Source organism: Edaphobacter bradus, assembly GCF_025685645.1.
GTDB classification, from domain to species: Bacteria; Acidobacteriota; Terriglobia; order Terriglobales; family Acidobacteriaceae; genus Edaphobacter; species Edaphobacter bradus.
Genome location: NZ_JAGSYF010000002.1, coordinates 1,146,132 through 1,167,066 on the forward strand (window position 1 = coordinate 1,146,132; position 20,935 = coordinate 1,167,066).

At 61.2% G+C, this 20,935-nt stretch carries 21 protein-coding genes; 10 read left to right on the forward strand and 11 right to left on the reverse strand.

Annotation, left to right across the window (positions count from 1 at the left end; genetic code table 11):
• Positions 1 to 97 precede the first annotated feature (97 nt).
• Together rpsR and rplI are read left to right on the forward strand one after the other, a co-directional pair.
• Positions 98 to 448, forward strand: a complete 351-nt coding sequence (rpsR, locus tag OHL16_RS10955; protein WP_263367161.1) for a 30S ribosomal protein S18 — start codon at positions 98 to 100, stop codon at positions 446 to 448.
• 54 nt (positions 449 to 502) lie between these two features.
• A complete protein-coding gene (gene rplI, locus OHL16_RS10960; RefSeq protein WP_263367162.1) occupies positions 503 to 988 on the forward strand; it encodes a 50S ribosomal protein L9 in 486 nt (161 codons plus the stop codon).
• A 398-nt stretch (positions 989 to 1,386) separates the two neighbouring features.
• Here rplI and OHL16_RS10965 read toward each other — a convergent pair whose 3' ends face one another.
• A complete protein-coding gene (locus OHL16_RS10965) occupies positions 1,387 to 2,736 on the reverse strand; it encodes an AAA family ATPase (RefSeq protein ID WP_263367163.1) in 1,350 nt (449 codons plus the stop codon).
• A gap of 329 nt (positions 2,737 to 3,065) precedes the next feature.
• Here OHL16_RS10965 and OHL16_RS10970 point away from each other — a divergent pair, with 329 nt between their 5' ends.
• Positions 3,066 to 4,079, forward strand: coding sequence for a methyltransferase (locus tag OHL16_RS10970; RefSeq protein WP_449506059.1), 1,014 nt, complete (start codon positions 3,066 to 3,068; stop codon positions 4,077 to 4,079).
• Positions 4,080 to 4,128: 49 nt separating this feature from the next.
• On the opposite strand, the gene OHL16_RS10975 is transcribed toward OHL16_RS10970, so the two are convergent.
• The 3 genes from OHL16_RS10975 to OHL16_RS10985 are packed head-to-tail and all read right to left on the reverse strand — an operon-like array spanning position 4,129 to position 6,197.
• On the reverse strand, positions 4,129 to 4,785 hold the full coding sequence (locus OHL16_RS10975; protein ID WP_263367165.1) for an MIP/aquaporin family protein: 657 nt from the start codon (positions 4,783 to 4,785) through the stop codon (positions 4,129 to 4,131).
• Positions 4,782 to 5,285 (reverse strand): arsenate reductase ArsC, encoded by a 504-nt coding sequence (locus OHL16_RS10980; RefSeq protein ID WP_263367166.1) that lies wholly within the window; start codon positions 5,283 to 5,285, stop codon positions 4,782 to 4,784. Before OHL16_RS10980 ends, OHL16_RS10975 begins: the two co-directional genes overlap by 4 nt.
• Positions 5,286 to 5,330: 45 nt before the next feature.
• On the reverse strand, positions 5,331 to 6,197 hold the full coding sequence (locus OHL16_RS10985) for an arsenite methyltransferase (protein WP_263367167.1): 867 nt from the start codon (positions 6,195 to 6,197) through the stop codon (positions 5,331 to 5,333).
• A 76-nt stretch (positions 6,198 to 6,273) separates the two neighbouring features.
• On the opposite strand from OHL16_RS10985, the gene OHL16_RS10990 reads away from it, so the two are divergent.
• Both OHL16_RS10990 and OHL16_RS10995 read left to right on the forward strand, forming a co-directional pair.
• Positions 6,274 to 6,678 carry an ArsR/SmtB family transcription factor gene (locus OHL16_RS10990; RefSeq protein WP_263367168.1) on the forward strand — a complete coding sequence of 135 codons (405 nt, stop codon included), beginning with the start codon at positions 6,274 to 6,276 and terminating at the stop codon, positions 6,676 to 6,678.
• Between the two features lie 48 nt (positions 6,679 to 6,726).
• A complete protein-coding gene (locus OHL16_RS10995; protein ID WP_263367169.1) occupies positions 6,727 to 7,029 on the forward strand; it encodes a DUF5808 domain-containing protein in 303 nt (100 codons plus the stop codon).
• A gap of 102 nt (positions 7,030 to 7,131) precedes the next feature.
• Here OHL16_RS10995 and OHL16_RS11000 read toward each other — a convergent pair whose 3' ends face one another.
• The 5 genes from OHL16_RS11000 to OHL16_RS11020 form a co-directional block, all read right to left on the reverse strand.
• Positions 7,132 to 8,190 (reverse strand): NAD(P)-dependent alcohol dehydrogenase, encoded by a 1,059-nt coding sequence (locus tag OHL16_RS11000; protein ID WP_263367170.1) that lies wholly within the window; start codon positions 8,188 to 8,190, stop codon positions 7,132 to 7,134.
• Positions 8,191 to 8,372: 182 nt separating this feature from the next.
• A complete protein-coding gene (locus OHL16_RS11005; protein WP_263367171.1) occupies positions 8,373 to 9,644 on the reverse strand; it encodes an ABC transporter permease in 1,272 nt (423 codons plus the stop codon).
• Between the two features lie 202 nt (positions 9,645 to 9,846).
• The gene (locus tag OHL16_RS11010) at positions 9,847 to 10,626 is read right to left on the reverse strand and encodes a GntR family transcriptional regulator (protein ID WP_263367172.1); all 780 of its coding nucleotides are present in this window, start codon (positions 10,624 to 10,626) and stop codon (positions 9,847 to 9,849) included.
• Positions 10,627 to 10,746: 120 nt separating this feature from the next.
• Positions 10,747 to 12,414: a DHA2 family efflux MFS transporter permease subunit gene (locus tag OHL16_RS11015; RefSeq protein ID WP_263367173.1), complete on the reverse strand. Its 1,668-nt coding sequence runs from the start codon at positions 12,412 to 12,414 to the stop codon at positions 10,747 to 10,749.
• A 95-nt stretch (positions 12,415 to 12,509) separates the two neighbouring features.
• On the reverse strand, positions 12,510 to 13,994 hold the full coding sequence (locus tag OHL16_RS11020) for a protein kinase domain-containing protein (protein WP_263367174.1): 1,485 nt from the start codon (positions 13,992 to 13,994) through the stop codon (positions 12,510 to 12,512).
• Positions 13,995 to 14,310: 316 nt separating this feature from the next.
• On the opposite strand from OHL16_RS11020, the gene OHL16_RS11025 reads away from it, so the two are divergent.
• On the forward strand, positions 14,311 to 15,090 hold the full coding sequence (locus tag OHL16_RS11025) for a zinc ribbon domain-containing protein (RefSeq protein WP_263367175.1): 780 nt from the start codon (positions 14,311 to 14,313) through the stop codon (positions 15,088 to 15,090).
• A 17-nt stretch (positions 15,091 to 15,107) separates the two neighbouring features.
• Positions 15,108 to 15,614, forward strand: a complete 507-nt coding sequence (locus tag OHL16_RS11030) for a 5' nucleotidase, NT5C type (RefSeq protein WP_263367452.1) — start codon at positions 15,108 to 15,110, stop codon at positions 15,612 to 15,614.
• Here OHL16_RS11030 and OHL16_RS11035 read toward each other — a convergent pair.
• A complete protein-coding gene (locus OHL16_RS11035) occupies positions 15,611 to 16,546 on the reverse strand; it encodes a LysR substrate-binding domain-containing protein (RefSeq protein WP_263367176.1) in 936 nt (311 codons plus the stop codon). The genes OHL16_RS11030 and OHL16_RS11035 overlap by 4 nt on opposite strands.
• Before the next feature lie 85 nt (positions 16,547 to 16,631).
• Between OHL16_RS11035 and OHL16_RS11040 the strand changes: the two genes are divergently transcribed.
• Positions 16,632 to 17,177, forward strand: a complete 546-nt coding sequence (locus OHL16_RS11040; RefSeq protein WP_263367177.1) for a GNAT family N-acetyltransferase — start codon at positions 16,632 to 16,634, stop codon at positions 17,175 to 17,177.
• A gap of 108 nt (positions 17,178 to 17,285) precedes the next feature.
• Here the strand turns inward: OHL16_RS11040 and OHL16_RS11045 are convergent, their stop codons facing one another.
• Positions 17,286 to 17,702, reverse strand: a complete 417-nt coding sequence (locus tag OHL16_RS11045) for a DUF2251 domain-containing protein (protein WP_263367178.1) — start codon at positions 17,700 to 17,702, stop codon at positions 17,286 to 17,288.
• A gap of 75 nt (positions 17,703 to 17,777) precedes the next feature.
• Here OHL16_RS11045 and OHL16_RS11050 point away from each other — a divergent pair, with 75 nt between their 5' ends.
• Both OHL16_RS11050 and OHL16_RS11055 read left to right on the forward strand, forming a co-directional pair.
• A complete protein-coding gene (locus OHL16_RS11050) occupies positions 17,778 to 18,980 on the forward strand; it encodes a hypothetical protein (protein WP_263367179.1) in 1,203 nt (400 codons plus the stop codon).
• 211 nt (positions 18,981 to 19,191) lie between these two features.
• Positions 19,192 to 20,934: a L,D-transpeptidase family protein gene (locus OHL16_RS11055; protein WP_263367180.1), complete on the forward strand. Its 1,743-nt coding sequence runs from the start codon at positions 19,192 to 19,194 to the stop codon at positions 20,932 to 20,934.
• Position 20,935 lies beyond the last annotated feature (1 nt).

The following is a 20,935-nucleotide window of genomic DNA, read 5'->3' on the forward strand; positions in this document are numbered from 1 at the left end:
CTGCTCGAACCCTCGTTGAGGAGATCGAGTTATCCAGAGACACCAGAGCGTGTCTGGAGCGCAGGCAGGCACAACGAAGACTGAGAGGAAATTGAAGATGGCTGACGAAATCAACAGCACGCATTCCACTGAGCAGAGCGCTCCGACGCCGCGTCCTTCCGGCCCTGGCGGACCTCGCGGGCCGCGTCCGGGGGGCGGCCCTGGTGGTCCCGGCGGACCTGGCGGACGGAAGTTCTTCCGCCGCAAGAAGGTCTGCAAGTTCTGCACGGAGAAGATCGAAGCGATCTCGTACCGCGACGTTCGCCTGCTGCAGCAGTTTGTTGCCGAGCGTGGCAAGATCGTTCCGCGCCGCCTGACGGGCGTTTGCACGCGCCACCAGCGCCGCCTGAGCCAGGCGATCAAGCAGTCGCGCAACATCGCGCTGCTTGCCTTTGCCGCGCGCTTCTAACTTCAAGGACGGCGGCTCGGGAGAGCGACGCCAGACAGAACCGGAGAGATTGCAATGGAAGTAATTCTTAAGGAAGACGTACTGAAGCTCGGGCATCGCGGCGATGTGGTGAAGGTCGCCGACGGCTACGGGCGCAACTACCTGCTGCCGGAGAAGCTTGCGATTGAAGCAACGGAAGCGAACAAGGCTGTCATCGAGCAGATGAAGGCTTCGGCTGTGCGCAAGTCCGCCAAGGAGAAGGTCGACGCCGAGGCGCTGGCGCAGCAGCTCAACGAGGTCGAACTGGTGTTCGAGCGCAAGGTGGGCGAGCATGACCACCTGTTCGGCTCGGTGACCTCGGGCGACATCGCGCATGAGCTTGAGGCGAAGGGCTACACGATCGATCGCCGCAAGATCGCGCTCGACGATCCGCTGAAGACGATCGGCGAGTACTACGTTCCGGTGAAGCTGCACCGCGAGGTGACCAGCCACGTGAAGGTTGTGGTGAAGGGCGATCAGCCTGAGGCTGAGGCCATCACCACCGCCGTTGCGACTGAGTAGTTTTCTCGGTTTTTCGAGACAAGACGCACCTGGTTCGCAGGCCTTTGGCCTGGGATGCCGGGTGCGTCTTTTTGTCTCTGAATGGCATCCCCTCCCTCCCCCCTGTTTTTGTGTAAAGTATTCATAAATAGTGATTTAGCTTTGGACCAACTATGCAAAATATTCCATCTAAAGGGGTTAGGTGTCAAAATATTGGAAATAAATGGGTTGTGGGTTAAATGAAAGAGCCCCGGTTGTGTCCGGGGCTCATTCTTTTCTCTCTGGTTCTATTTTAGCGGAATTGGGGGACCTACTATGCCACTCGGAAGTTGTTGGATTTTATTGGTTTAGCCGATCCTGGGGGTTGACATGCGATTTTGTTGGCATTTTCGGCAAACAAATTGTTAAATCATTTTATTTCAATGAGAAAGCTCACTCCCGAACGCTCCGAGGAGTTTTCGGTTCAGAGAGCCTCCGGCAAAGAGCATCTCGTCGAGGGCATCGTCTACGTCCTGCTGGGTGAGGTCTCCGGTGCGCTTTGCCTGGAGGTAGAACTGCGCGGAGCGTCTCATGAGCTCCTTGATGAAGGCGGCGCTTACTCCGCTCGTCTTCTTTACGACCGTCTGTGCGAGTTCATCCGCGATGACAAGGCCGCGGGAGTAGAGCCGGATTAGCTGACGGCGGCCAACCTCATCGGGAAGAGGAAATTCGATGGCCTGGTCGATGCGGCCAGGGCGGGAGGCGAGGGCGGCTTCCAGTTGTTCGGGCCTGTTGGTTGTGAGAACGAAGAAGATCTCGGCGTCTTCGCGAAGACCGTCCATCTCGTTGAGCAGTTTGTTGAGCATGGACTCCTCGCATGCTCCGTCCATCGTCTCACGGGCCCGACCGATGAGATCGACGTCTTCGAGGACGATTACCGCTGGCTGAAGATGCCTTGCGAGTTGGAAATATTGATCCAGAAGCGCAACGTGCTCTGCAGTAATGAGGAGCGTGGTATGGTCCGGAAGTTGCGTCGCCAGATATTGGATGGTGTAGGTTTTGCCGGTTCCCGGAGGGCCGTAGAAGAGCAGTCCCTTCTTGACGGGCAGGCCGAGCCGCTGAAGTTCGGTTCGCTGTTGAGCGAAGCCAGTGACATTTCGCTCCAGCAGTTCGAGTGTCCTGGTCGGAAGGATCACATTCTCGCGAGAAATACGTGGGAGTTTATGGACGCGAATGTTGCCTGCAGTTCCTGAGAAGTCCGGCATGAATTCAAGCGAGATTACTTTGCCGCGATAGGAGGCTGTTTCGTGAACCTTTTTCTGAATGTGAGCGAAGAGATTGTTGACGAATTGAGCAGCTTCCTCTCCCGCAGGCACAGTGATCTCGAAATGAATTCCAGTTCCGCGTCCGAACTGGACGGCAGGGCCGAGGAGGCAGGCGAAGCGGATTCCATCGGACTCTGCAAGCCAGAGCGCACGTTGCAGGCAGCGAGTCGGGACTGCATCGCCACAATCGACGTCATCTTGCTGGATGGGGCTGAGGACGACAGGAAATTGATCGGTGATGAGCAGATGAGCGACGGTGATTGTTTCATGCGCATACCGAGCGTGCAGGCCGTGGAGCTTTGTTTGGGAGTCTTGAAAGACTTGATCAAGAGCGCGCTGCAGATCGACGCGCGACGTTATCGGGAATGTCCGATTGGACGAGACGAGTGATTCCAACGGCAGGCCGGGGAAATGCTCCTGAAGCGCAGTCGCGGCGAGAGCAAGGTTGGGCTTCTTTTTCGTCATAGTTTTACGGTAGAGTAGATGCCCAACCATCATGCCAGAAAGGATGTAAAAGCATATGCACTTTCGGGCTGGGATGCGGGATTCATTCCCACTCATGCCGCGATAAAACTGCGGCACGAATGGGGCACCCTGGTTCTGCCATATGTACGAGGCTTATTTTTGGCGGATAACTTGTCTATTTTTATCGATTTATGGGCAGGAGTGCATTTTGGTGGAAGCCTCAACGGCTTGACAACGCTATTTGACTGGAACTACACGAGTTGCGGTCGGGTGGTTTTGTGCTCTGAACGGGAGAAGGCCATCCTCCCGAAAAATACGAGGAGGGAAGCGTGGGTCCGACACCGGATCACATCATGCAGACAGGTCTCGCGTTCTGGGAGTCGAAGACTTTGCTGAGCGCGGTGGAGATGGGCGTGTTTACGGAGCTGGCCGAGGGGCCGGAGAAGTTTGAGAGGCTGGCGAGGCGGCTGGGGCTGCATCCACGGTCGGCGCGGGATTTTCTGGATGCGCTGGTGGCGCTGGGATTTCTGGAGCGCGTGGGCGAGACGTACTCGAACACTCCGGAGACGGACCTGTTCCTGGACCGGAGGAAGCCGAGCTACATTGGCGGGGTTCTGGAGATGGCGAACGTGCGGCTGTACGGGTTCTGGAGCCATCTGACGGAGGCGTTGAGGACGGGGCAGCAGCAGAATGAGTCGAAGAATGGAGCGAATGCTTCGCCGTTCGAGGCACTGTATGCCGATCCGGCGAGGCTGAGGGGATTCTTGAGGGCGATGACGGGGATAAGCCGTGGAGCGAATATGGCGATCGCCGCGAAGGTTCCGTGGGCGAAGTACAAGACGTTTGCTGACATGGGCGCGGCGCAGGGAGATCTGGCGACGCAGATTGTGCTGAAGAATCCGCACCTGAAGGGCATCGGGTTCGATCTTGCCGAGTGCGGGCCGATCTTTGAGGAGTACGTCGAGGAGAATGGGGTGAGCGACCGGGTGCGGTTTCAGCCGGGGTCGTTCTTTACGGATGCGATGCCGCAGGTGGATGTGATCACGATGGGTCACATTCTGCACGACTGGGATCTTGGGCAGAAGAAGATGCTGGTGAAGAAGGCGTTCGATGCGCTGAATCCGGGAGGCTCGCTGGTGGTGTATGACGCGATCATCGACGACGACCGGAGGAAGAATGCGTTTGGGCTGATGATGAGCCTGAACATGCTGATCGAAACTGCGGGAGGGTTCGATTACACGGGCGCGGAGTGCATTGGATGGATGAAGGAGGCCGGGTTCAGCGAGGCGTACGTGGAGCACCTCATGGGGCCGGACTCGATGGTTGTGGGGGTGAAGGCTTGAGGGGTTGAGGTTCGCGTCGGACTCTCGTACATCCAGATGGCTCAGGATTTCAGCGGGCCAGCCATCGTAAGAGGAGAGTTGCGGCGAGGGCGCCTGTGAGTTGGGCTGCGATGAAGGGTGCGACGTCGACGGGGCGTATTCCGGCGAGGGTGTTGGTGAGGGCGCGGGCGAGGGTGACGGCGGGGTTGGCGAAGGATGTCGAGGATGTGAACCAGTAGGCTGCGGTGATGTAGGCTCCTACTGCGAACGGGATGGCGGAGGGGCGTTGGCGGGCGCATCCCCAGATGACGGCGAGCAGGCCGAAGGTGGCGATGAACTCGCTGATGAGTTGCGCGGGGCCACTTCTTGCGTGGGTGGAGGCGGCGAAGAGCGGGAGGCCGAACATCAGGTGTGCGATGGCGACTCCGGCGACGGCTCCTGTGAGCTGGGCGAGGAGGTAGGCGGGAGCTTCGCGCCATGCGATGCCGCCCTGCCAGGCATCCGCCAGCGTTACTGCTGGATTGAGATGTGCGCCGGAGATGGGGCCGAAGGTGAGGATGATGGCGACCAGGGCCGTGCCGGTTGCGATCGAGTTTGCCAGAAGTGCGATGGCTACGTTGCCTGCGGCGAGGCGGTCACCCATGATGCCGGAGCCGACGACGGCGGCGAGGAGAAAGAGTGTTCCGATAAATTCGGCAGCGACGCGCCGCAGTAAGTCAGGCTTCATTGGCGGCCGATTTGGTCGATCTCTCTCTGGATCGCCATGTCTTCGAGGGTCGATAGGGGAAGAGAGAGGAAGAGACTGATGCGGCGGTCGAGGTGGGTGAAGGCGTCGTGAAAGGCGCGCTCGATCTCTTCGGGGGTGCCTTTGACGGCGGCGGGATCGGCGACTCCCCAGTGAGCGGTCATGGGGTGTCCGGGCCAGATGGGGCAGACCTCGTGGGCGGCGTTGTCGCAGACGGTGAAGACGAAGTTGATCTGCGGCGCGCCGGGTGCGGCGAACTCATCCCATGATTTGCTGCGAAAGCCGGTGGTAGGGATTCCCGCGAGTTCGAGCTGGTGGAGGGCTTCGGGGCGCACGGTTCCTGAGGGATGGCTGCCTGCGCTGTAGGCGGTGAAAGCTCCTTTGGCGCGATGGTTGAGGATGCCTTCGGACATGATGGAGCGCGCCGAGTTGCCGGTGCAGAGGAAGAGGATGTTGTAGTGTTGCGGCGTGGGTATTGGCATAAGACGAACGCAAAGTACGCGAAGTTATGCGCTAAGGGCGCGGGTTTATGGGAGGGACGGTGGAGTGCTGGCGCAGCAGGCTGGGCCGTTAATTGTGCCGCAGCAGGATTGTTGAGGCTTGGTGGCGCGGACGAATGCGCTGACGAATTTGCCTTCGACCTGTGGGGCGATCTCGTCTACGTTGATTCCGGCTTCGGTGAGGAAGTGGCGGGCGTCCTCGATGTTGTAGGTGCGGGTGATCTCGAGGTCGATGTTTTCGAAGCAGGCGGACTGAAGTTTGGCGCGGTACTCCTGCTCTTCGAGCGCACCGGCGATGCAGCCTACCCAGAGGAGCATGCTTTTGCGGACGGACTCGGGGACTTCGCCGCGAACGACGACGTCGGAGACGGCGAAGCGTCCGCCGGGACGCAGGACGCGGAAGGCCTCGCGAAGGACGCGGTCTTTGTTGGTGGAGAGGTTGATGACGCAGTTGGAGATGATGACGTCGACGGAGTTGTCGGGGAGGGGAATGTTCTCGATCTCTCCTTTGAGAAATTCGACGTTGGCGACGCCTGCCTGCCGCTGGTTTTCGCGGGCGAGGGTGAGCATCTCGTCGGTCATGTCGAGGCCGTAGGCCTTGCCGGTGGGGCCTACGCGTTTGGCGGAGAGAAGGACGTCGATTCCGCCTCCGGAGCCGAGATCGAGCACGGTCTCGCCGGGCTTGAGGTCGATGAGGGCAGTTGGGTTGCCGCAGCCGAGGGAGGCGAGAACGGCCTTTTCGGGGAGGGTGCCCTGCTCTGAGCTGCTGTACAGGTCTTTGGTGATGGGGTCGCAGCAGCGGAGCGCGGGGTCGCAGCAGGCCTGCGATCCTGTGGTGGTGACGCTTTGGGCGATGGAGCCGTATTTTTCGCGAATGGCGGATTGGGTGTCCATGGTTTCGCGTCCTCGTATACGTTAAGGCAAATGTATTCCGACGTGATATATCTGTCAAGGCGTATATAATTTCGGCATGAGCCGCCGTGCTAAACCTTTTGACCTGGTTCGCCTGTTTGCAGCACTTGCCGACCCGACACGCCTCAGGTTGTTGAACCTGATGCGGGGGCGCGAGGTGTGCGTGTGCTACTTCGTCGAGATATTGGAGCAGAGTCAACCGAAGATCTCGCGGCATCTCGCTTACCTGCGGAGAGCTGGGATTGTGAATGCACGACGAGATGGGAAGTGGATGCACTACAGGATGGTGCGGCCGGGGGATGTGGCTGCGGCGTCGATTCTCGACGCAGTACTGGCCTCGCTGGAGCAAGAGGCTGTGATGCAGGGCGATGAGGCCCGGTTGAGCCGCGCTTGCTGCCAGCCGGCGAGGTTCGTTGCGCTTGAAGGGGCTCCTTTGCCGGTGCAGGTGGGGACGGTTTCCTGAGGGGCGATCCTATCTGCGGGCTACAATGGGTGCGATTAGAGAGCGATTATGCCGCACCGATTAGCCGTCGTTCCGGTCTGGATCATTCTTGGCATAGTTCTGTCCCTCGTGGTGATCTCGCTTGTTCTGCTCCTGGCTCCGAAGGGGCAAAGGCCGCCGGATGAGGCGTGGAATGGCTTGTTTTATTCCAATCGCGACGATCCGGCGCTTCTGGTGCCGAAGCGTTTTGGTATTGGATACACGCTGAACTTCGGCCATCCGTGGTCGTGGGCTGTGCTTGCCGTGATTGCTCTTGGAGCGGCGCTTCCGTTTGTTTTGACCGCGGTATTTATGCGTCATCTGCCCAGGTAGAGTCCGGCTCAGCGGAGGACCGCAGAGCCGAACTCCCGCCTTTCAACTTGACGGCAATTTCTCTCGTTGCTCCTGGTTATTCGGACAGGTTATTCGGACTGGTTATTCGGATTTGAGTGAAGCCATGTCGATGGAGAAGCGGTATTTGACGTCGGCCTTCACGAGCCTGTCGTAAGCTTCGTTGACCTTCTGGATAGGGATGATTTCTACGTCGGCGGTGATGTTGTGCTTGCCGCAGAAGTCGAGCATCTCCTGGGTTTCAGCGATGCCGCCGATGGGCGAGCCGGAGAGACTGCGGCGGCCGAAGAGCAGGCTGAAGGCGGGGATGGAGAGTGGCTTTTCGGGCGCGCCGACGAGGGTGAGGTTTCCGTCGCGGCGAAGAAGGTTGAGGTAGGCGCTGATGTCGTGGTCGGCAGAGACGCAATCGAGGATGAAGTCAAAGCTGCCTGCGTGTTTTGCCATCTCGTTTGCGTTTGTCGAGATGACGACCTCGTTGGCACAGAGCCGGAAAGCGTCGTCTTTCTTGTTGGGCGAGGTGGTGAAGAGGACGACGTGGGCTCCGAGAGCGTGAGCGAATTTGACGCCCATGTGGCCGAGTCCGCCGAGTCCGACGATGCCGACCTTTTTGCCCTTGGTGACTCCCCAGTGGCGGAGGGGCGAGTAGGTGGTGATTCCGGCGCAGAGGAGAGGCGCGGTTCCGGCGAGCGGGAGGTTCGAGGGGACTTTGAGGACGAAGCGCTCGGTGACGACGATCGAGTCAGAGTAGCCGCCGTAGGTGACGCCTCCGGTGTGCTTGTCGGGGAAGTTGTAGGTGAGGGTCATGTGGGGGCAGAACTGCTCGAGGCCTTGTTTGCACTCGGGGCAGGTTCCGTCGGAGTCGACCATGCAGCCCACGGCGGCGAGGTCGCCGGGTTTGAATTTGGTAACGGCTGAGCCGACTTTGGTGACGCGGCCGACGATCTCGTGGCCGGGGACGCAGGGATAGACGGTGGGGAGAGCGCCGCTCCACTCGTTGCGGGCCTGGTGGAGGTCGGAGTGACAGATTCCACAGAAGAGGATTTCGATCTGGACGTCGTTCTCGGTTGGATCGCGCCGCGCGATCGTAGTGGATGCAAGCGGCGAAGTCGAACTGGCGGCGGAGTAGGCTTTGGCGTTGTACATGCCTCACTTTAGATGCTGGAGGCTGGGGAGGATGTGCAAAAGCTGTGACGCGATTGGGATGAGGGGCAATCCCCCGATCGCGGAAAAGCGAAATACCGGGATTCTTCGCTTCGCTCAGGATGACAAGCTAACGATTCTTCCCCTTCGGCTGCGCTCAGGGTCAGAATGACAAGCAGAGGGGCTTACTCGTATTTGAGGGTCTGGACGGGGTCGAGGCGGGCGGCACGGTTGGCGGGGAGGGTTCCGAAGAGGACTCCTACGAGGACTGAGGTTCCGAGGGCGATCACCGCGGACCAGGGAGAGACGGGAATCTTGAAGGGCGTGAGGAAGCTGATGGAGAGCGGGATGGCGAGGCCGAGGACGGTTCCGACGAAGCCTCCGCAGAGGGAGAGGAAGACGGCTTCGGTGAGGAACTGAAGGCGGATCTCGCGGCTGGTGGCTCCGATGGCCTTGCGGATTCCGATCTCGCGGATGCGGGCCGCGACGTTGGCGAGCATGCTGTTCATGATGCCGACTCCGCTGACGATGAGCGTGATGGCGGCGGCCAGCGTGAGGACGATGGTGAGCATGTTGGCGATCTTGTCCATGACGCCGAGGACCTGGGTGAGGTTAAAGGCAGTGTAGACGGAGGTCGCGCGGTGGCGGCTCTTGATGATGTCGAGGACCTCGTGCGAGGCAGGAAGGACGAGGCTCGAGTCCTTCATGGTGAAGAAGATCTGCTTCACGGTGTTGGTTCCGGTGAAGTAGCGGGCGACCTCGTAGGGGATGAGGATGGTCTGGTCGCTGATCTCGGAGGTACCAAAGGTTTCGACGCTCTCTTTGAAGACTCCGATGATGACGAAGGGAATGCCGTGGATGCTGACGGAGCGTCCGACGGCGGCTTTCGGGCTTCCATAGAGCTCGTTGGCGAAGGAGGCGACGATGACGGCGACCTTGGTGTGGGAGCGGGCGTCCTGGTCGTCGAAGAATCGGCCGCCGAGGACGACAAGATTGCGGACCTCCTTATATTGTGGAGAGACGCCGAGGATCATGGTCTCCTTGACGACGCCGCCGCCGATGCTGACGCGGTCGTGGTCCTCGAGCATGGGCGAGGAGGCGATGATTCCAGGAACCTGGTCGACGACGGCCTGCATGTCGTCGCGGGTCATGAAGTCGGGTGTGGTGGTGTTGTCGGGCCCGACCACGCTGCCGCCGTTGTACTGCATCTCGATCATGTTGGGGCCGATGGAGGAGATGAGGTTGTGGGCGTACTGCTTGCCGGTGAGGCCGAGGGTGACGACGAGGATGATAGAGGCCGAGCCGATGATCATGCCGAGCATGGTGAGCAGGAAGCGAACCTTGCTGGCGCGGAAGCTATCGATGGCCAGGAGCACGATCTCGCTGAACATCATGGTGGAGCGCGCGCTGGCGAGCGTGCGTTCGAAGGAGGTCGGTCTGGAGAGCGTGAGTGCCATCTCTAGCTGGATTAGACGTCTTACAGTATCGCAGCGGTGCGGGTAGAACGCCAGAAACGGAGCAATTTGAGGCGGGACGGGACCCCGTTTGGTTCAGGGGGTAACGGCAACGGCAGAGACAAACGCAAGGGCAACGGCAGCTGCGAACGCAAAGGCCGCTAAGGTAACGTCGCTGGTCCTTTAGACTTGCTCAGATCTGGTGCTAGGCGGTGAAGGGCAGGTGGATGGAGGCGCGGTACCGGCTGCCGGGATACCTTGTCCAGGCGACTTCCACGGGGAGTTTCTCGGCCGAGAAGACGACCCGCTGAATGGAGAGGATTGGCGAATGGCAAGGCACACCGAGGAGTTCGGCCTCTTCGCTGGAGGCTGCAATCGCCTCGATGATTTCGTCGGCCCATGCCAGACGGATGCCGTGCTGTTCGCGGATAGAGCGGTAGATGGAATTCGTCGTGAAGTCGATATCGCGCAGCCTGGGCATGCGGGAGAGCGGAAGGTGCGAGATGTCGAGGGCCACCGGCTCCTCGTCGGCGATGCGAAGGCGGGTGAGGGACAGAATCTCCTCCTCGGGGCCTAGTTGAAGCTTTATCTGAAGCTCCGGGGTCGCGGGCAGGATGGTCCGCTCGAGGATGCGAGAGTGGGGCGTTCTGCCCTGCTGCTCGATCTCCTCGGTAAAGCCTTGAAGATGAAGGATGTTCTTCTCGAGCTTGGGGCGGCTGACGAAGGTTCCGCGTCCCCGTTCGCTGTAGGCGTGGCCGTTGAGCTTGAGGCCCTGCAAGGCCTGGCGGGCCGTCATCCGGCTGACGTCGTACTTGCGGGAGAGCTCGTCCTCGGAGGGGAGCATCGTCCCTTCCTTTAGCCGTCCCTGGGCGATGGACTTGATCAGCTCCTGCTGGATCTGGAAGTAGAGAGGCACAAAGCCCATCTTGTCCAGGGGTCTGACGTCCATCTCCGCGTGACTCGGCTTGCGTCTCTCTGGTGGCATATCCCGGTTCTCTCTGTGGCGGTAGACACCATATTCGCATGCAACGCAAATGTTGCACAGCCCAGAGTAAAGCCCGCCCAGGTATTTGCCTAAGTGAGGTCTTACAAGCGGTAATTGTTTTCAGTGCCCGGCTGAGACCTCCACGTGTTTCGGTGGGCGGGGGATGAAGAAGAGCAGCGGCAACATGCACGCGCAGAAGACCGCGAGGTATTGGATGATATCGAGATACGAGAGCATCCCCGCGTGGTGGTGCATCTGCTGGTAGATCCACGCCTGCGCCTTGTGTGAGCCCGAGCCTACGAACGGATTGCCCCCTCCGTGGCCGCCTCCGAACGTGGTCTTGAGGCTCCTCACCTGATCCACAAAGGCCGGATTGCCCGGCGTGAGGTTGCGGGTCATGTTCGTTTCATGCGCCGCCGCGCGCCGGGTCAGCAGCGTCGCCACAAAGGCTGTTCCGCACGAGCCGCCGATGTTGCGGGCAAGATTCGTCAGCCCGGAGACGTCGTTGTTCTCCGACTGCTTCACGCCGATGTACGCGATCATGTTGATCGGAATGAAGAGGAAGGCAAGTCCCGAGGATTGGAAGACACGCAGGAAGACGAGGCGTCCATAGCTGATGTTGAGGTCCATGGTGTGCATCATGATGAGAGCGAGCGTGAGCATGGAGAAGCCGTAGGCGATCAGCTTGCGCGGGTCGACTTTGCTGGAGAGAAAGCCGACGACGGGCATCATCGCCATCATCATGAAGCCTGCAGGCGACAGGACCATGCCGGCGAGCTCAGCCGTGTAGCCGAGCAAGGTCTGGACGAACTGCGGGATCAGGATGGTGGTGCCGTACAAGGAGAAGCCCAGCACGAACATCAGCAGAAACGAGATGGAGAAGTTGCGCCGCTTGAACAGCGTGAGGTTGACGATGGGACGGTGACCGTCGCGCAGTTGCTTGAGCTCCCACCAGATCATGGTGATGAAGGCGACGATCATGGTGACGATGAAGAAGGTGATGATCTTCGAGCTGAACCAGTCGTCCTCCTGGCCCTTGTCGAGGACGAACTCGAGCGAGCCGAAGGTGAGTCCAAGCAGTCCGAAGCCGAGCGTGTCGAGTTTGATGCCGCCCTTCTGTGCCTGCGCGACCTGCGTCTTGACCCATGGCGGATCTTCGACGATGCGCGAGGTGAGGAAGAGTGAGATCAGGCAGATCGGAACATTGAGGAAGAAGATCCAGCGCCAGTCGAAGTTGTCGGTGATGTAGCCGCCGAGTGTAGGCCCGATGGCGGGGGCGACGACGACGGCGAGGCCGTACATCGCAAAGGCCTGCCCGCGCTTGGCAGGTGGGAAAGTATCGGCGAGGATGGCTTGTTCTGAGGGCGCGAGGCCGCCTCCGCCAATACCCTGCAGCACGCGGAAGAAGACGAGCAGCGGAAGCGAGGGGGCCAGTCCGCAGAGCGCTGACGAGATTCCGAAGAGCGCAACGCAGATCATGTAGAACTTCTTCCGGCCGATGAAGGTGGTCATATACGCGCCGGCTGGAAGGATGATGGCGTTGGCCACCAGGTACGCCGTCAGCACCCACGTCGCCTCATCCTGCGTGGCGCCGAGCCCGCCTGCGATGTGCGGCAGCGCGACGTTGGCGATGGAGGTGTCCAGCACCTCCATGAACGTCGCAAGCGTAACCGTCATCGCAACGATCCACGGATTGACGCGGGGCCGCCACGGACGATCAACCGTGTGGGACTCGGGATGTGCGCCAGCTAGTTGCCCGCTGGGGAGCTCAAGGGTGGTCGTGGACATGGGACTTTTATTTCGATTCCGCCCAGGATGCCGCGATTCACTTTTTCCGCGGAACTTTCCCGTCAACTGTTGGTTACCCGTCAGTTAACCGGTTATCAGCGGCGGAAGTTCTGGATATAGGTGTCGGAAGCGAGGCCGGAAGCGACGGCCTTCCTCCTGAAGGCGGCAGCCTCATCGCGGCTCATCGGCCCGCCGAGTGTCACAAGATAAGGCGCGCGCCCCGAAGGCGAAAACACCTGCGGGTTCAGTTGAGGATTGCGGCTTGCAATGGAGGCGGCCTTCTTCTGTGCCTGGTCTTCGTGGTTGTAGGTGTAGGCCACAACGCGCCACTGCTGCGGGCGTGCGGAGGCCGCGTTGCCCGCTGCCTCGGCCAGTGCTGCTGCGGTGGGTTTCGGCGTCCGCACAGGCACCGGTGTTGTCTGCACCGGAGCCTGTACCGGAGTGCTCGTCTTCTGTGCCGGCGTGTTCGTCGTCGTGGCTGGTATGGGAGTCTGCTCCGCCGCCTTATTTCCATCGCGCAACAGATACCAGCCGAGGAAGAGCACCAGGGCTGCAACCGCGCCGGCCAGCCAAGTCTTTTTGTTTCTCAACCAATCTTTCTCTACAACCGGTTTGACGATGCGGTGCCGCACATCGGGCGCAATGCTGGGCCGTACCGGCTCGACCTTCCTTCGCCCAACAGGTTGTTGCATGACGGGCTGCTGCGCGACGGGCTGTTGTACGGCCCTGCGCTCGCTCATCGGTTGTTGTGCAGGGGCTTGTGCAGGGGCAATCCTCGCTGAGACAGCCGCGGCTTGCGGAGCAGCCGGACGCTCAGCGATCGTCGCCGCCACCGCCTTCGGAGAGGTAACTGCAGATGGAATCGTCGTCGGCGCAGCAGGTGTCGTGGGTCGCGCCGGTTGCAGCGCCGCTGCCATGTGTGCCAGTCCCCACTTGCCGCTGAGTCCATTGCGGATAATTCCATCGAACGGAGTCGGCAGCACGGTGGCCGAGCCCTGCAGGGAGCGGCGTCCGGTCATCGCTTCGAGCAAGACGACGGCCAGATCGTGCACGTCGCGCGCCACTCTCTCGGCGGCCTCAGGGCTTCCCTCGTCCAGCCCGGCTGTCGCCTCGCGGATGCAGTCGCTGCGGAGCTTCACCGTCTCGCCCTCGGCGAAGATGTTCTCGGGCTGAATATGCTCGTGCACGAGACCGCGCTCGTGCAGCGCCTGGAGCGCGTCGATCAGGCTCTCGGCAAGCTCCCGCGCCTCCTCAACCGTCAGCGTGCGGGCTGCGAGCACCTCAGAGAGATTCGCCTCGGTCGGCTCCATGACGGCATACACCAGAGCAGTTCCGTCGAGCTCCGCCTCGCCAAACTTCCGGATTCCGACGAGGTTGGGCTGCTGTATCTCGGAGATGACCCGCCACCGGCGCAGAATCTCCGATTCATCAAAGTGGGCCTCGATCAGCCGAATGACTGACTGTCTGCCCGTACCGTTTGTCGTAGTAAAGAATGCGCTGCGACCTTCCGGTCGAAGCAGTTTGTCCAGGGGATACGCTTTCGCGATCGTTCTTCCTTCGTAGTCGTTCCAAAGTTGCATTGCAGGCACCGCCCCTTGGGAGAATTTACAGAGAGAAAAGACCCAAGGAAGGAGATCCAGCCCGTCAGCGATGCAAAGGGCGCACTTGCTGCCCCAGAATCGTGCACGGGCAAGCGCCTCACAATTCCTCTCATTATGCTCTATCGTGTCCGTGTTCTCAACGCAAAAGGAACCTCTCGCCGCACCCCCGGTTCGAAGACGCGAGCCGCCGTGCTAGACTTCGATTTTCCCCGCACGAGCGGGGTTCATTGTGCCTCTGCGTGAATCGTGCATCCGCAGCAGGTCTCGTGCCAACTACTCACGAAAGGGGACGCTAATGCATCCGGATCTTGAGAAGCTGATTGTGCTGCAGGGGCTTGACGTTGAGGCCAGGCGCCTGCGGGAGGAGATCGCCGCGCTTCCCGAGCGCACTGCGGAGCTGGCGGCCCGTGTCAAGGCGGCGAAGGCTGGGCTCGACTCCACCGTGAGCAGCCTCGCCAAAGAAGAGTCCCTGCGCCGCCGGCTCGAACTGGAGATCAAGGACCACCAGCACAAGGCCGCGCGTCTGCGCAAACAGATGGACATCGTTACCACCACCGCGCAGGCGGCCGCTCTCGAGCATGAGATCGCCTTTGCGGAAGGCGAAGTGCGGCGCCTCGAAGACGAGGAACTCGAGAGCATGGAGCGCAGTGAGCAGCTCGAAGCCGCAAAGGTTGACGCCGAAGAGACCCTCGCCAATACGGAGCGGGCCCACGCCGACCACAGCACCCGGGCCGCAGAGACGCTTGCGCACGACAAGACGGCGCTCGACGAGGTGGAAGCCCGCCGCACCGCGCTGCGTCCCGAGATCGGCGAAAACTCGCTCTCCATGTACGACCGCATCGTTAAGACGAGGGGAACCGGACTCGCCGAGGGCATCGACCAAAAGTGCTCTGCCTGCCAGATGATGGTTCGTCCGCAGCGCTGGAACGACCTGCGCGAGCGCAGCAACAACGAGACGATGCTGACCTGCGAGAGCTGCGGCCGCCTGCTTTACTGGGACCCCGCACGCGACGCCCCGCAGAAGAAGAGTGTCCAGAACGAGAGCATCGCTGCTTCGATCGTGAGAGCGCTTTGAAGAGAATTTGTGTCGACATGGATGAGGTCATGGCAGATGCTCTGAGCGAGCATCTGCGGCGCTACAACCGCGACTACGACGAGAAGATCTCCGCAGCCGATCTCGAGGGTAAGTGGCTGTGGGACGTGGTCTCGGTCGACCGCCATCCCGTGCTTGAGGGATACCTTCGCTCTGAGGACTTCTTCGAGCACCTGGCTGTGATGCCTGAGTCGCAGCGTGTCCTCGAGCGGCTGCAGAAGACCTACGAGGTCTTCATCGCCACCGCGGCGATGGAGGTCCCTACGTCTTTCCACCAGAAATACCGCTGGCTCGAGCGGAACTTTCCCTTCATCCCGCCGTCGCACATCGTCTACTGCGGCGACAAGGGCATCCTGCGCGCCGAGTACTTGATCGACGACAACCCGCGTCAGCTTCGTCGCTTCCAGGGGGAGGGCATCCTCTACACCTCGCCGCACAACCTGAAGGTCAAGGACTTCAAGCGCGTCAAGAACTGGCTTGAGGTCGAGAAGCTTTTTCTTGGCTAGCCTGCCTTCGCCTCTCGCCGCTTCGAACGTTGAGGGGCGGCCTGAAAGCTCTCCCGGGCAATCGCAGCAAAGCTCGTAAGAATTGCGCGATCGTCGTTCGGCCGGTAAGCGAGTTCGATGTCGCTCCAGACCTTTGCGCCTCGCAGGCTCAGGCAGCACACCGCCGGCGAGGCGATCTGCTTCACGCACGCCGGCGCAATGGTCACACCCAGTCCGGCCCCAATCAGTCGCAGAATCGTAAGCCACTGCGGAGCCTCCTGCACCACGTTCGGGCGGAAGCCATGCTCGAGGCACAGCGCGACGGTCTTGTTATACGCGCGGCTGCCTGCCGCAGGCGTGAAGAAGACGAACGGCTCATCGCGCAGTTGCCCCGCAGAGATGCTCTTGTGGCTCGCCAACGGATGCGTTACCGGCACCACGGCGACAAACGGTTCCGAGAACATCGGCTCGATCGCAAGCCCCGGAAGCGGATCGCCGTCGCGAAGAAACCCCGCGTCCAGCGCGCCCTTCAGCAGCGACTGCTGCAGCGCCGAGGAGAAGGACTCGTGCAGCCGAAGCTGGACCTTCGGATACCTCTGCCGGTACTGACCCAGCATCGCCGGCAGAGGCGTCAGCATGGCCGATCCGATAAATCCAACCCGCAGAAAGCCGACGTCGCCGCGCCCGATGCTGCGCGCCTCGTCCATGTCCTCCTGCACATTGCGCAGTGTGCGCCGCGCGCGATCGAGAAAGACCTCGCCCGCAGCCGTCAGCCTTACTGCGCGCGAGGTACGTGCAAACAGCGGATAGCCAAGGATATCCTCGAGCTTGCGGATCTGCTGCGATAGCGGAGGCTGCGCCAGGTTCAGCCGCTGTGCCGCGCGGCCAAAGTGCAGCTCCTCGGCTACAGCGACGAAGTACCGCAGATGGCGCAGTTCGATATCGCGATCCATATTCAGAACATCATAATCGCAACAAACAAGATATTGGACATATCACTGCAATCCGCCTAGCCTCGGATTTAGAGGAAACCCAGCCATGGCATCGACGCTCACTCTGTCCGACATACCATCGAACGAGAATCTCTCTATGCAAGCAGCGCCCATCGTACTGCGCCTCTTTCAGCCACAGGACGCCGAGGCCTTCCGTGCGCTGAATGAGGCCTGGATCCGCAAGCACTTCGGTCTCGAGGAGCACGACCGCGAGATGCTCGGCGACCCTGAGGGCTACATCCTGCGTCGCGGCGGCCAGATCATCATGGCCGTGGCAGGTGACACAGCCGTCGGCTGCTGTGCACTCATCCCCATCGGGCCTGGAGTGCTAGAGGTCGCCAAGATGGCTGTCGCCGAGGAGTATCAAGGCCGCGGTCTCGGCCGCCGCGTGCTGGCGCGGACCATTGAAGAGGGCAGAGCCATGGGCGCGACAAAGCTCTACCTCGAGACCAACAGCAAGCTCGCGAACGCAATCCACCTCTACGAATCGCTGGGCTTCCGCCACCTGCCGTCGAAGCAGTCGCCGTATGTCCGCGCCAACGTCTTCATGGAGCTTCCGCTCACCGAGCCGACCACGGATTCACACGGATAAGCGCGGATTTAAAAACAGGATTTAAAGCAAGACGATCAAATGGAGAGATCAGCATCGCAGCCTGGGTCTCTCCACTTCTTTGTTCTAATCCGTTCAATCCGCGGTCGCTCAGGCGTAGAGGTTCGCCTCGAACCTCTCAAACGCCGCCTCCGACCAGGCGTGCGACGACTTCCGCCAGGCCTCGCCTGGCTCGCTGAGGAAGTTTGGAAAGTTCAGGCGGCAGTAGCCCTCGCGCGCCGCGAAGTCGAACAGCGCCTGCGCGGTTCCGTCCAGGTACAGCACCGCTTGCAGGCCGTCGCGCGACCATTCGACCGCGGCCAGCCGCTCATTCTCGGGGTTCTGCAGCGCGCTGACGTTATAGATCAGCATGGCGTCGAGGATCCTCTCCTCGTGCGTCGTCTGCGAGCGGTCGCAGGCATAGAAGTACGCCGCGATGCCCTCATCCTCAAACACTACTGTCCACGGAACGGTTGGCGAATCGGAGGAAAGAAAGGCGCGGCCTGGGAGAAAGGAAAGCGACTGCATATCTCACGATACGATAGAAGCAGGTGTTAGTGCTTTTCGCTTCGTGATGGACCTCGTAACAGAGAAGGGCAAGGCTTGAAGTTTCTGAAGATTACCATCGGCCGGCCGCAATGGCTCGCTGCACTGCTATTGCTGTGCTTCCTCGCTGAGTGCTTTTGGGTCGTTAACCGGCAGCAGCTCTCGCCCGAGGACTACCGTTACGCCCGCTGCGGCCGCGAGATGTGGGAGAGGCCTTCGCCGCTCGCCGGCTACTTTACGAGCTGCGGCAACCTCAACGGCGACGGCACGTTCGCCTACCGCGCCGCCGGCCTTCCGCTCACCGCGCAGCGGCTCACGCTTCTTGCCGTTGACCGGCTTCGCCCGCCCGAAGACCGCCTCTACGCCTCCAGCTCGATCAACGGCTCTACCTGGGAGGCGCGGCACGAGCTCGGCAGCATCACCTGGCTGATGCACCTGCCGTTCGTCTTCTTCGCCGTCTGGCTCGGCGCCGGCCTGTGGTGGGTCGCGCGGCGTCTGTTCGGCAACGACGGCGGCCTCTTCGCGCTCGGCCTCTACTGCTTCTGTCCGGAGGTCGTCCGTTACGCCGTTACTCCCAACAACGACGTGCTCGCGATGTGGGGGCTCTACGGCCTCGTCTACACCGCGATTGGCGTCGCTCACGCCATGCAGGGGCCGCAGGACAAGTGGCGTCCGCGAATCGCCCTTCTCATCGCAGCCCTCGGCCTGACGGCTGCGGCGCATTTGCTTGCCGCGATGATCGGCTTCGTCGCCGCGATCGTGCTGATGATGTATCTCGCCGAGCGCCGCCGCAGCTACGTCATGCAGACGCTGGTCTTCTCGGCCGTGGGCGCGCTGGTGATTCTCTTCGCCTTCTACGCCTTCCGGCTTGCGTCCTTCAGCTACGTCTTTACCGGCGGCGCGGGACGCTTCTGGTTCTCGCTCAATGGCCTTCGCGGCTTCTTCCTCAGCTTCGGCAACGCTCCGATCGCCGCGGCGACTCTCGTCGCTGCAATCCTCTACGTCGGAGTCCCCCGTTGCCGCTACTTCGGCAACACCGTGCCGCTGATCATGACGCTGCTGCTCTTTCCTCTGGTCACCACGCAGGTGGTCAGCACGCCGTGGCTCTGGGCGCTGCCGTTCCTGTTCACCTTTGTCGGCGGGGTCTTCGCCGATGCCCTCGAGACCAGGTCCCGGAGGATGTTTTTTGGTCTCAGCGGAGCCGTTCTGGCCACCCAGGCGCTTGTCTGCGTCAGCCTGCTACCTGTCATAGCGAGGTAGCTCAGGCCATTTCTGGGGGCCCTCAGGGGCTAAAGCCCCTTTTCTTTGGTCAGCGCCTGCGGCACGGCTGAAGCCGTGCCCTTAACAAGACAGGACTTCCGGCTGCATCTGCGCAGTCTCTTGTCGTGTGCTTGCATTCCGGTGAAAGTCCTGCATAATAGTCGAGCGCGAGGCACAGTTTTCCCGCCCTAAGGATGGTCCGCTCTCTGCTATGAAGATCTCGATTCGACGTGCAGGCACTGTGTGCGTCCTGACGTTTTTGTTGCTCGCGGGCGGATGCCGCAAGCCTCGCAAGACTACCTCGGCGCCAAACACCACTGACTACTCGGACAACCTGCAGCCGCTCGTGGCCTCCACGCAGCTGTCGTTTCTGCGCTGGCCCAACATCTCCGACTACCAGCCACTCGTCAAAACCTTCTACGACGACCGCAACTACGAGATCGCGTGGACCCGCGACGGCAAGCCGACTGCCGCCGCCCTCGGCTTCATCAGGGCATTCGCGGACGCCGATGCCAAGGGCCTCAGCCCTGACGATTACGACAGCTCCCGCTGGCCCGCGCGCCTCGCCTCGCTCTCCCCGCAGGCCGAGGACGCCGTCGCGCAGTTCGACATCGCGATGACGATCTCGGTGATGCGGTACATCTCCGATCTGCGCATGGGCCGGGTCAACCCGCAGCACTTCAACTTCGACATTAACGTCGCGCAGAAGAAGTACAACCTCGCTGAGTTTGTCTCGGACAACGCCGTCGATGTGACCGAGGTGCCGAAGCTCATCTCCACCGTCGAGCCCGGTTCCGACGAGTATCGCCTTGCCGAACAGGCGCTGGCCCGCTACCTTCAGCTCGCGAAGCAGCAGCAGGAGGAGGACGACCTTCCGCTCCCCACGGTTGCCGCGCCGCTCTCACCCGGCCAGGGGTACCCCGCCGCGCCGCAGCTCCTCAAGCGCCTCGAGCTCGAAGGCGACATCGACGCCGCGGAGGTTCAGAACCCCCAGCCGAAGCTCTTCACGCGGCAGCTCTCGCAAGGCGTCCTGAGCTACCAGCACCGCCACGGCATCGCTGAGGATGGCAAGCTCACGCGCCAGACCATCAATTCGCTCAACGTACCGCTCAGCGACCGCGTCACGCAGTTGCAGGACTCGCTCGAGCGCTGGCGCTGGCTGCCGGACCAGTACATCAATCCGCGGCTGATCGTGAACCTGCCGGAGTTCGTCCTGCGCGGCTACGCTGCCGACCACACGCTCGACTTCACCATGAAGGTCGTCGTCGGTAAGGTGGTTGGCGAGCACGAGACTCCCGTCTTCGCTCACATGATGCGCTACCTGGTCTTCCGGCCTTACTGGAACGTGCCGACCGACATCGCGCGCAAGGAGTTGGTGCCGCACCTGAAGGGCGCCGGCCCCGGGTATCTCGAGGCGCATAACTACGAGGTCGTCAACAGCAAGGGCCAGGTGCTTACCAGCTACACGACCCGGCAGGTTGCGCAGGGCGGCGTGATGGTCCGCGAGAAGCCCGGCCCGAAGAATTCGCTGGGCCTCGTCAAGTTCATGTTCCCGAACCAGTACGACATCTACCTGCACTCGACGCCGGCTCTCTCTCTTTTCGAGAGGTCTCGGCGGGACTTCAGCCACGGCTGCGTTCGTGTGCAGAAGGCCGATGAGCTGGCCGCCTGGGTTCTCGACAGCCAGCAGATCGACCACGAAGACTGGGATCTCGACAAGGTTCACGAGGCGATGCTCAACGGCCCGGACAACCACACGATCGCGCTCAAGACGCCGCTCCCGATTGTGATTTTCTATGCGACGGCGTGGGCTGAAGACGACGGCTCCGTCAACTTTTTCGACGACATCTACGACTACGACCAGGAGCTCCAGCAGGTCCTCACCAAAGGCCCTCCGTACCCGGTCAAGCCGGAGCCTGTGGCGGCGAAGGCTAAGCCGGGGGATACGGCGTAGG

Excerpts from the sequence above, each read along its gene's own strand:
- OHL16_RS11045 (WP_263367178.1), bottom strand. The coding sequence starts at position 17,702 with ATGCAGTCGCTTTCCTTTCTCCCAGGCCGCGCCTTTCTTTCCTCCGAT.
- OHL16_RS11025 (WP_263367175.1), top strand. The coding sequence starts at position 14,311 with ATGCATCCGGATCTTGAGAAGCTGATTGTGCTGCAGGGGCTTGACGTT.
- OHL16_RS11055 (WP_263367180.1), top strand. The coding sequence starts at position 19,192 with ATGAAGATCTCGATTCGACGTGCAGGCACTGTGTGCGTCCTGACGTTT.
- OHL16_RS11020 (WP_263367174.1), bottom strand. The coding sequence starts at position 13,994 with ATGCAACTTTGGAACGACTACGAAGGAAGAACGATCGCGAAAGCGTAT.
- rplI (WP_263367162.1), top strand. The coding sequence starts at position 503 with ATGGAAGTAATTCTTAAGGAAGACGTACTGAAGCTCGGGCATCGCGGC.
- OHL16_RS10990 (WP_263367168.1), top strand. The coding sequence starts at position 6,274 with ATGAGCCGCCGTGCTAAACCTTTTGACCTGGTTCGCCTGTTTGCAGCA.
- OHL16_RS11000 (WP_263367170.1), bottom strand. The coding sequence starts at position 8,190 with ATGTACAACGCCAAAGCCTACTCCGCCGCCAGTTCGACTTCGCCGCTT.
- OHL16_RS10965 (WP_263367163.1), bottom strand. The coding sequence starts at position 2,736 with ATGACGAAAAAGAAGCCCAACCTTGCTCTCGCCGCGACTGCGCTTCAG.
- OHL16_RS11015 (WP_263367173.1), bottom strand. The coding sequence starts at position 12,414 with ATGTCCACGACCACCCTTGAGCTCCCCAGCGGGCAACTAGCTGGCGCA.
- rpsR (WP_263367161.1), top strand. The coding sequence starts at position 98 with ATGGCTGACGAAATCAACAGCACGCATTCCACTGAGCAGAGCGCTCCG.
- OHL16_RS11030 (WP_263367452.1), top strand. The coding sequence starts at position 15,108 with ATGGATGAGGTCATGGCAGATGCTCTGAGCGAGCATCTGCGGCGCTAC.
- OHL16_RS10975 (WP_263367165.1), bottom strand. The coding sequence starts at position 4,785 with ATGAAGCCTGACTTACTGCGGCGCGTCGCTGCCGAATTTATCGGAACA.
- OHL16_RS10980 (WP_263367166.1), bottom strand. The coding sequence starts at position 5,285 with ATGCCAATACCCACGCCGCAACACTACAACATCCTCTTCCTCTGCACC.
- OHL16_RS11035 (WP_263367176.1), bottom strand. The coding sequence starts at position 16,546 with ATGGATCGCGATATCGAACTGCGCCATCTGCGGTACTTCGTCGCTGTA.
- OHL16_RS11010 (WP_263367172.1), bottom strand. The coding sequence starts at position 10,626 with ATGCCACCAGAGAGACGCAAGCCGAGTCACGCGGAGATGGACGTCAGA.
- OHL16_RS10985 (WP_263367167.1), bottom strand. The coding sequence starts at position 6,197 with ATGGACACCCAATCCGCCATTCGCGAAAAATACGGCTCCATCGCCCAA.
- OHL16_RS10995 (WP_263367169.1), top strand. The coding sequence starts at position 6,727 with ATGCCGCACCGATTAGCCGTCGTTCCGGTCTGGATCATTCTTGGCATA.
- OHL16_RS11040 (WP_263367177.1), top strand. The coding sequence starts at position 16,632 with ATGGCATCGACGCTCACTCTGTCCGACATACCATCGAACGAGAATCTC.
- OHL16_RS11005 (WP_263367171.1), bottom strand. The coding sequence starts at position 9,644 with ATGGCACTCACGCTCTCCAGACCGACCTCCTTCGAACGCACGCTCGCC.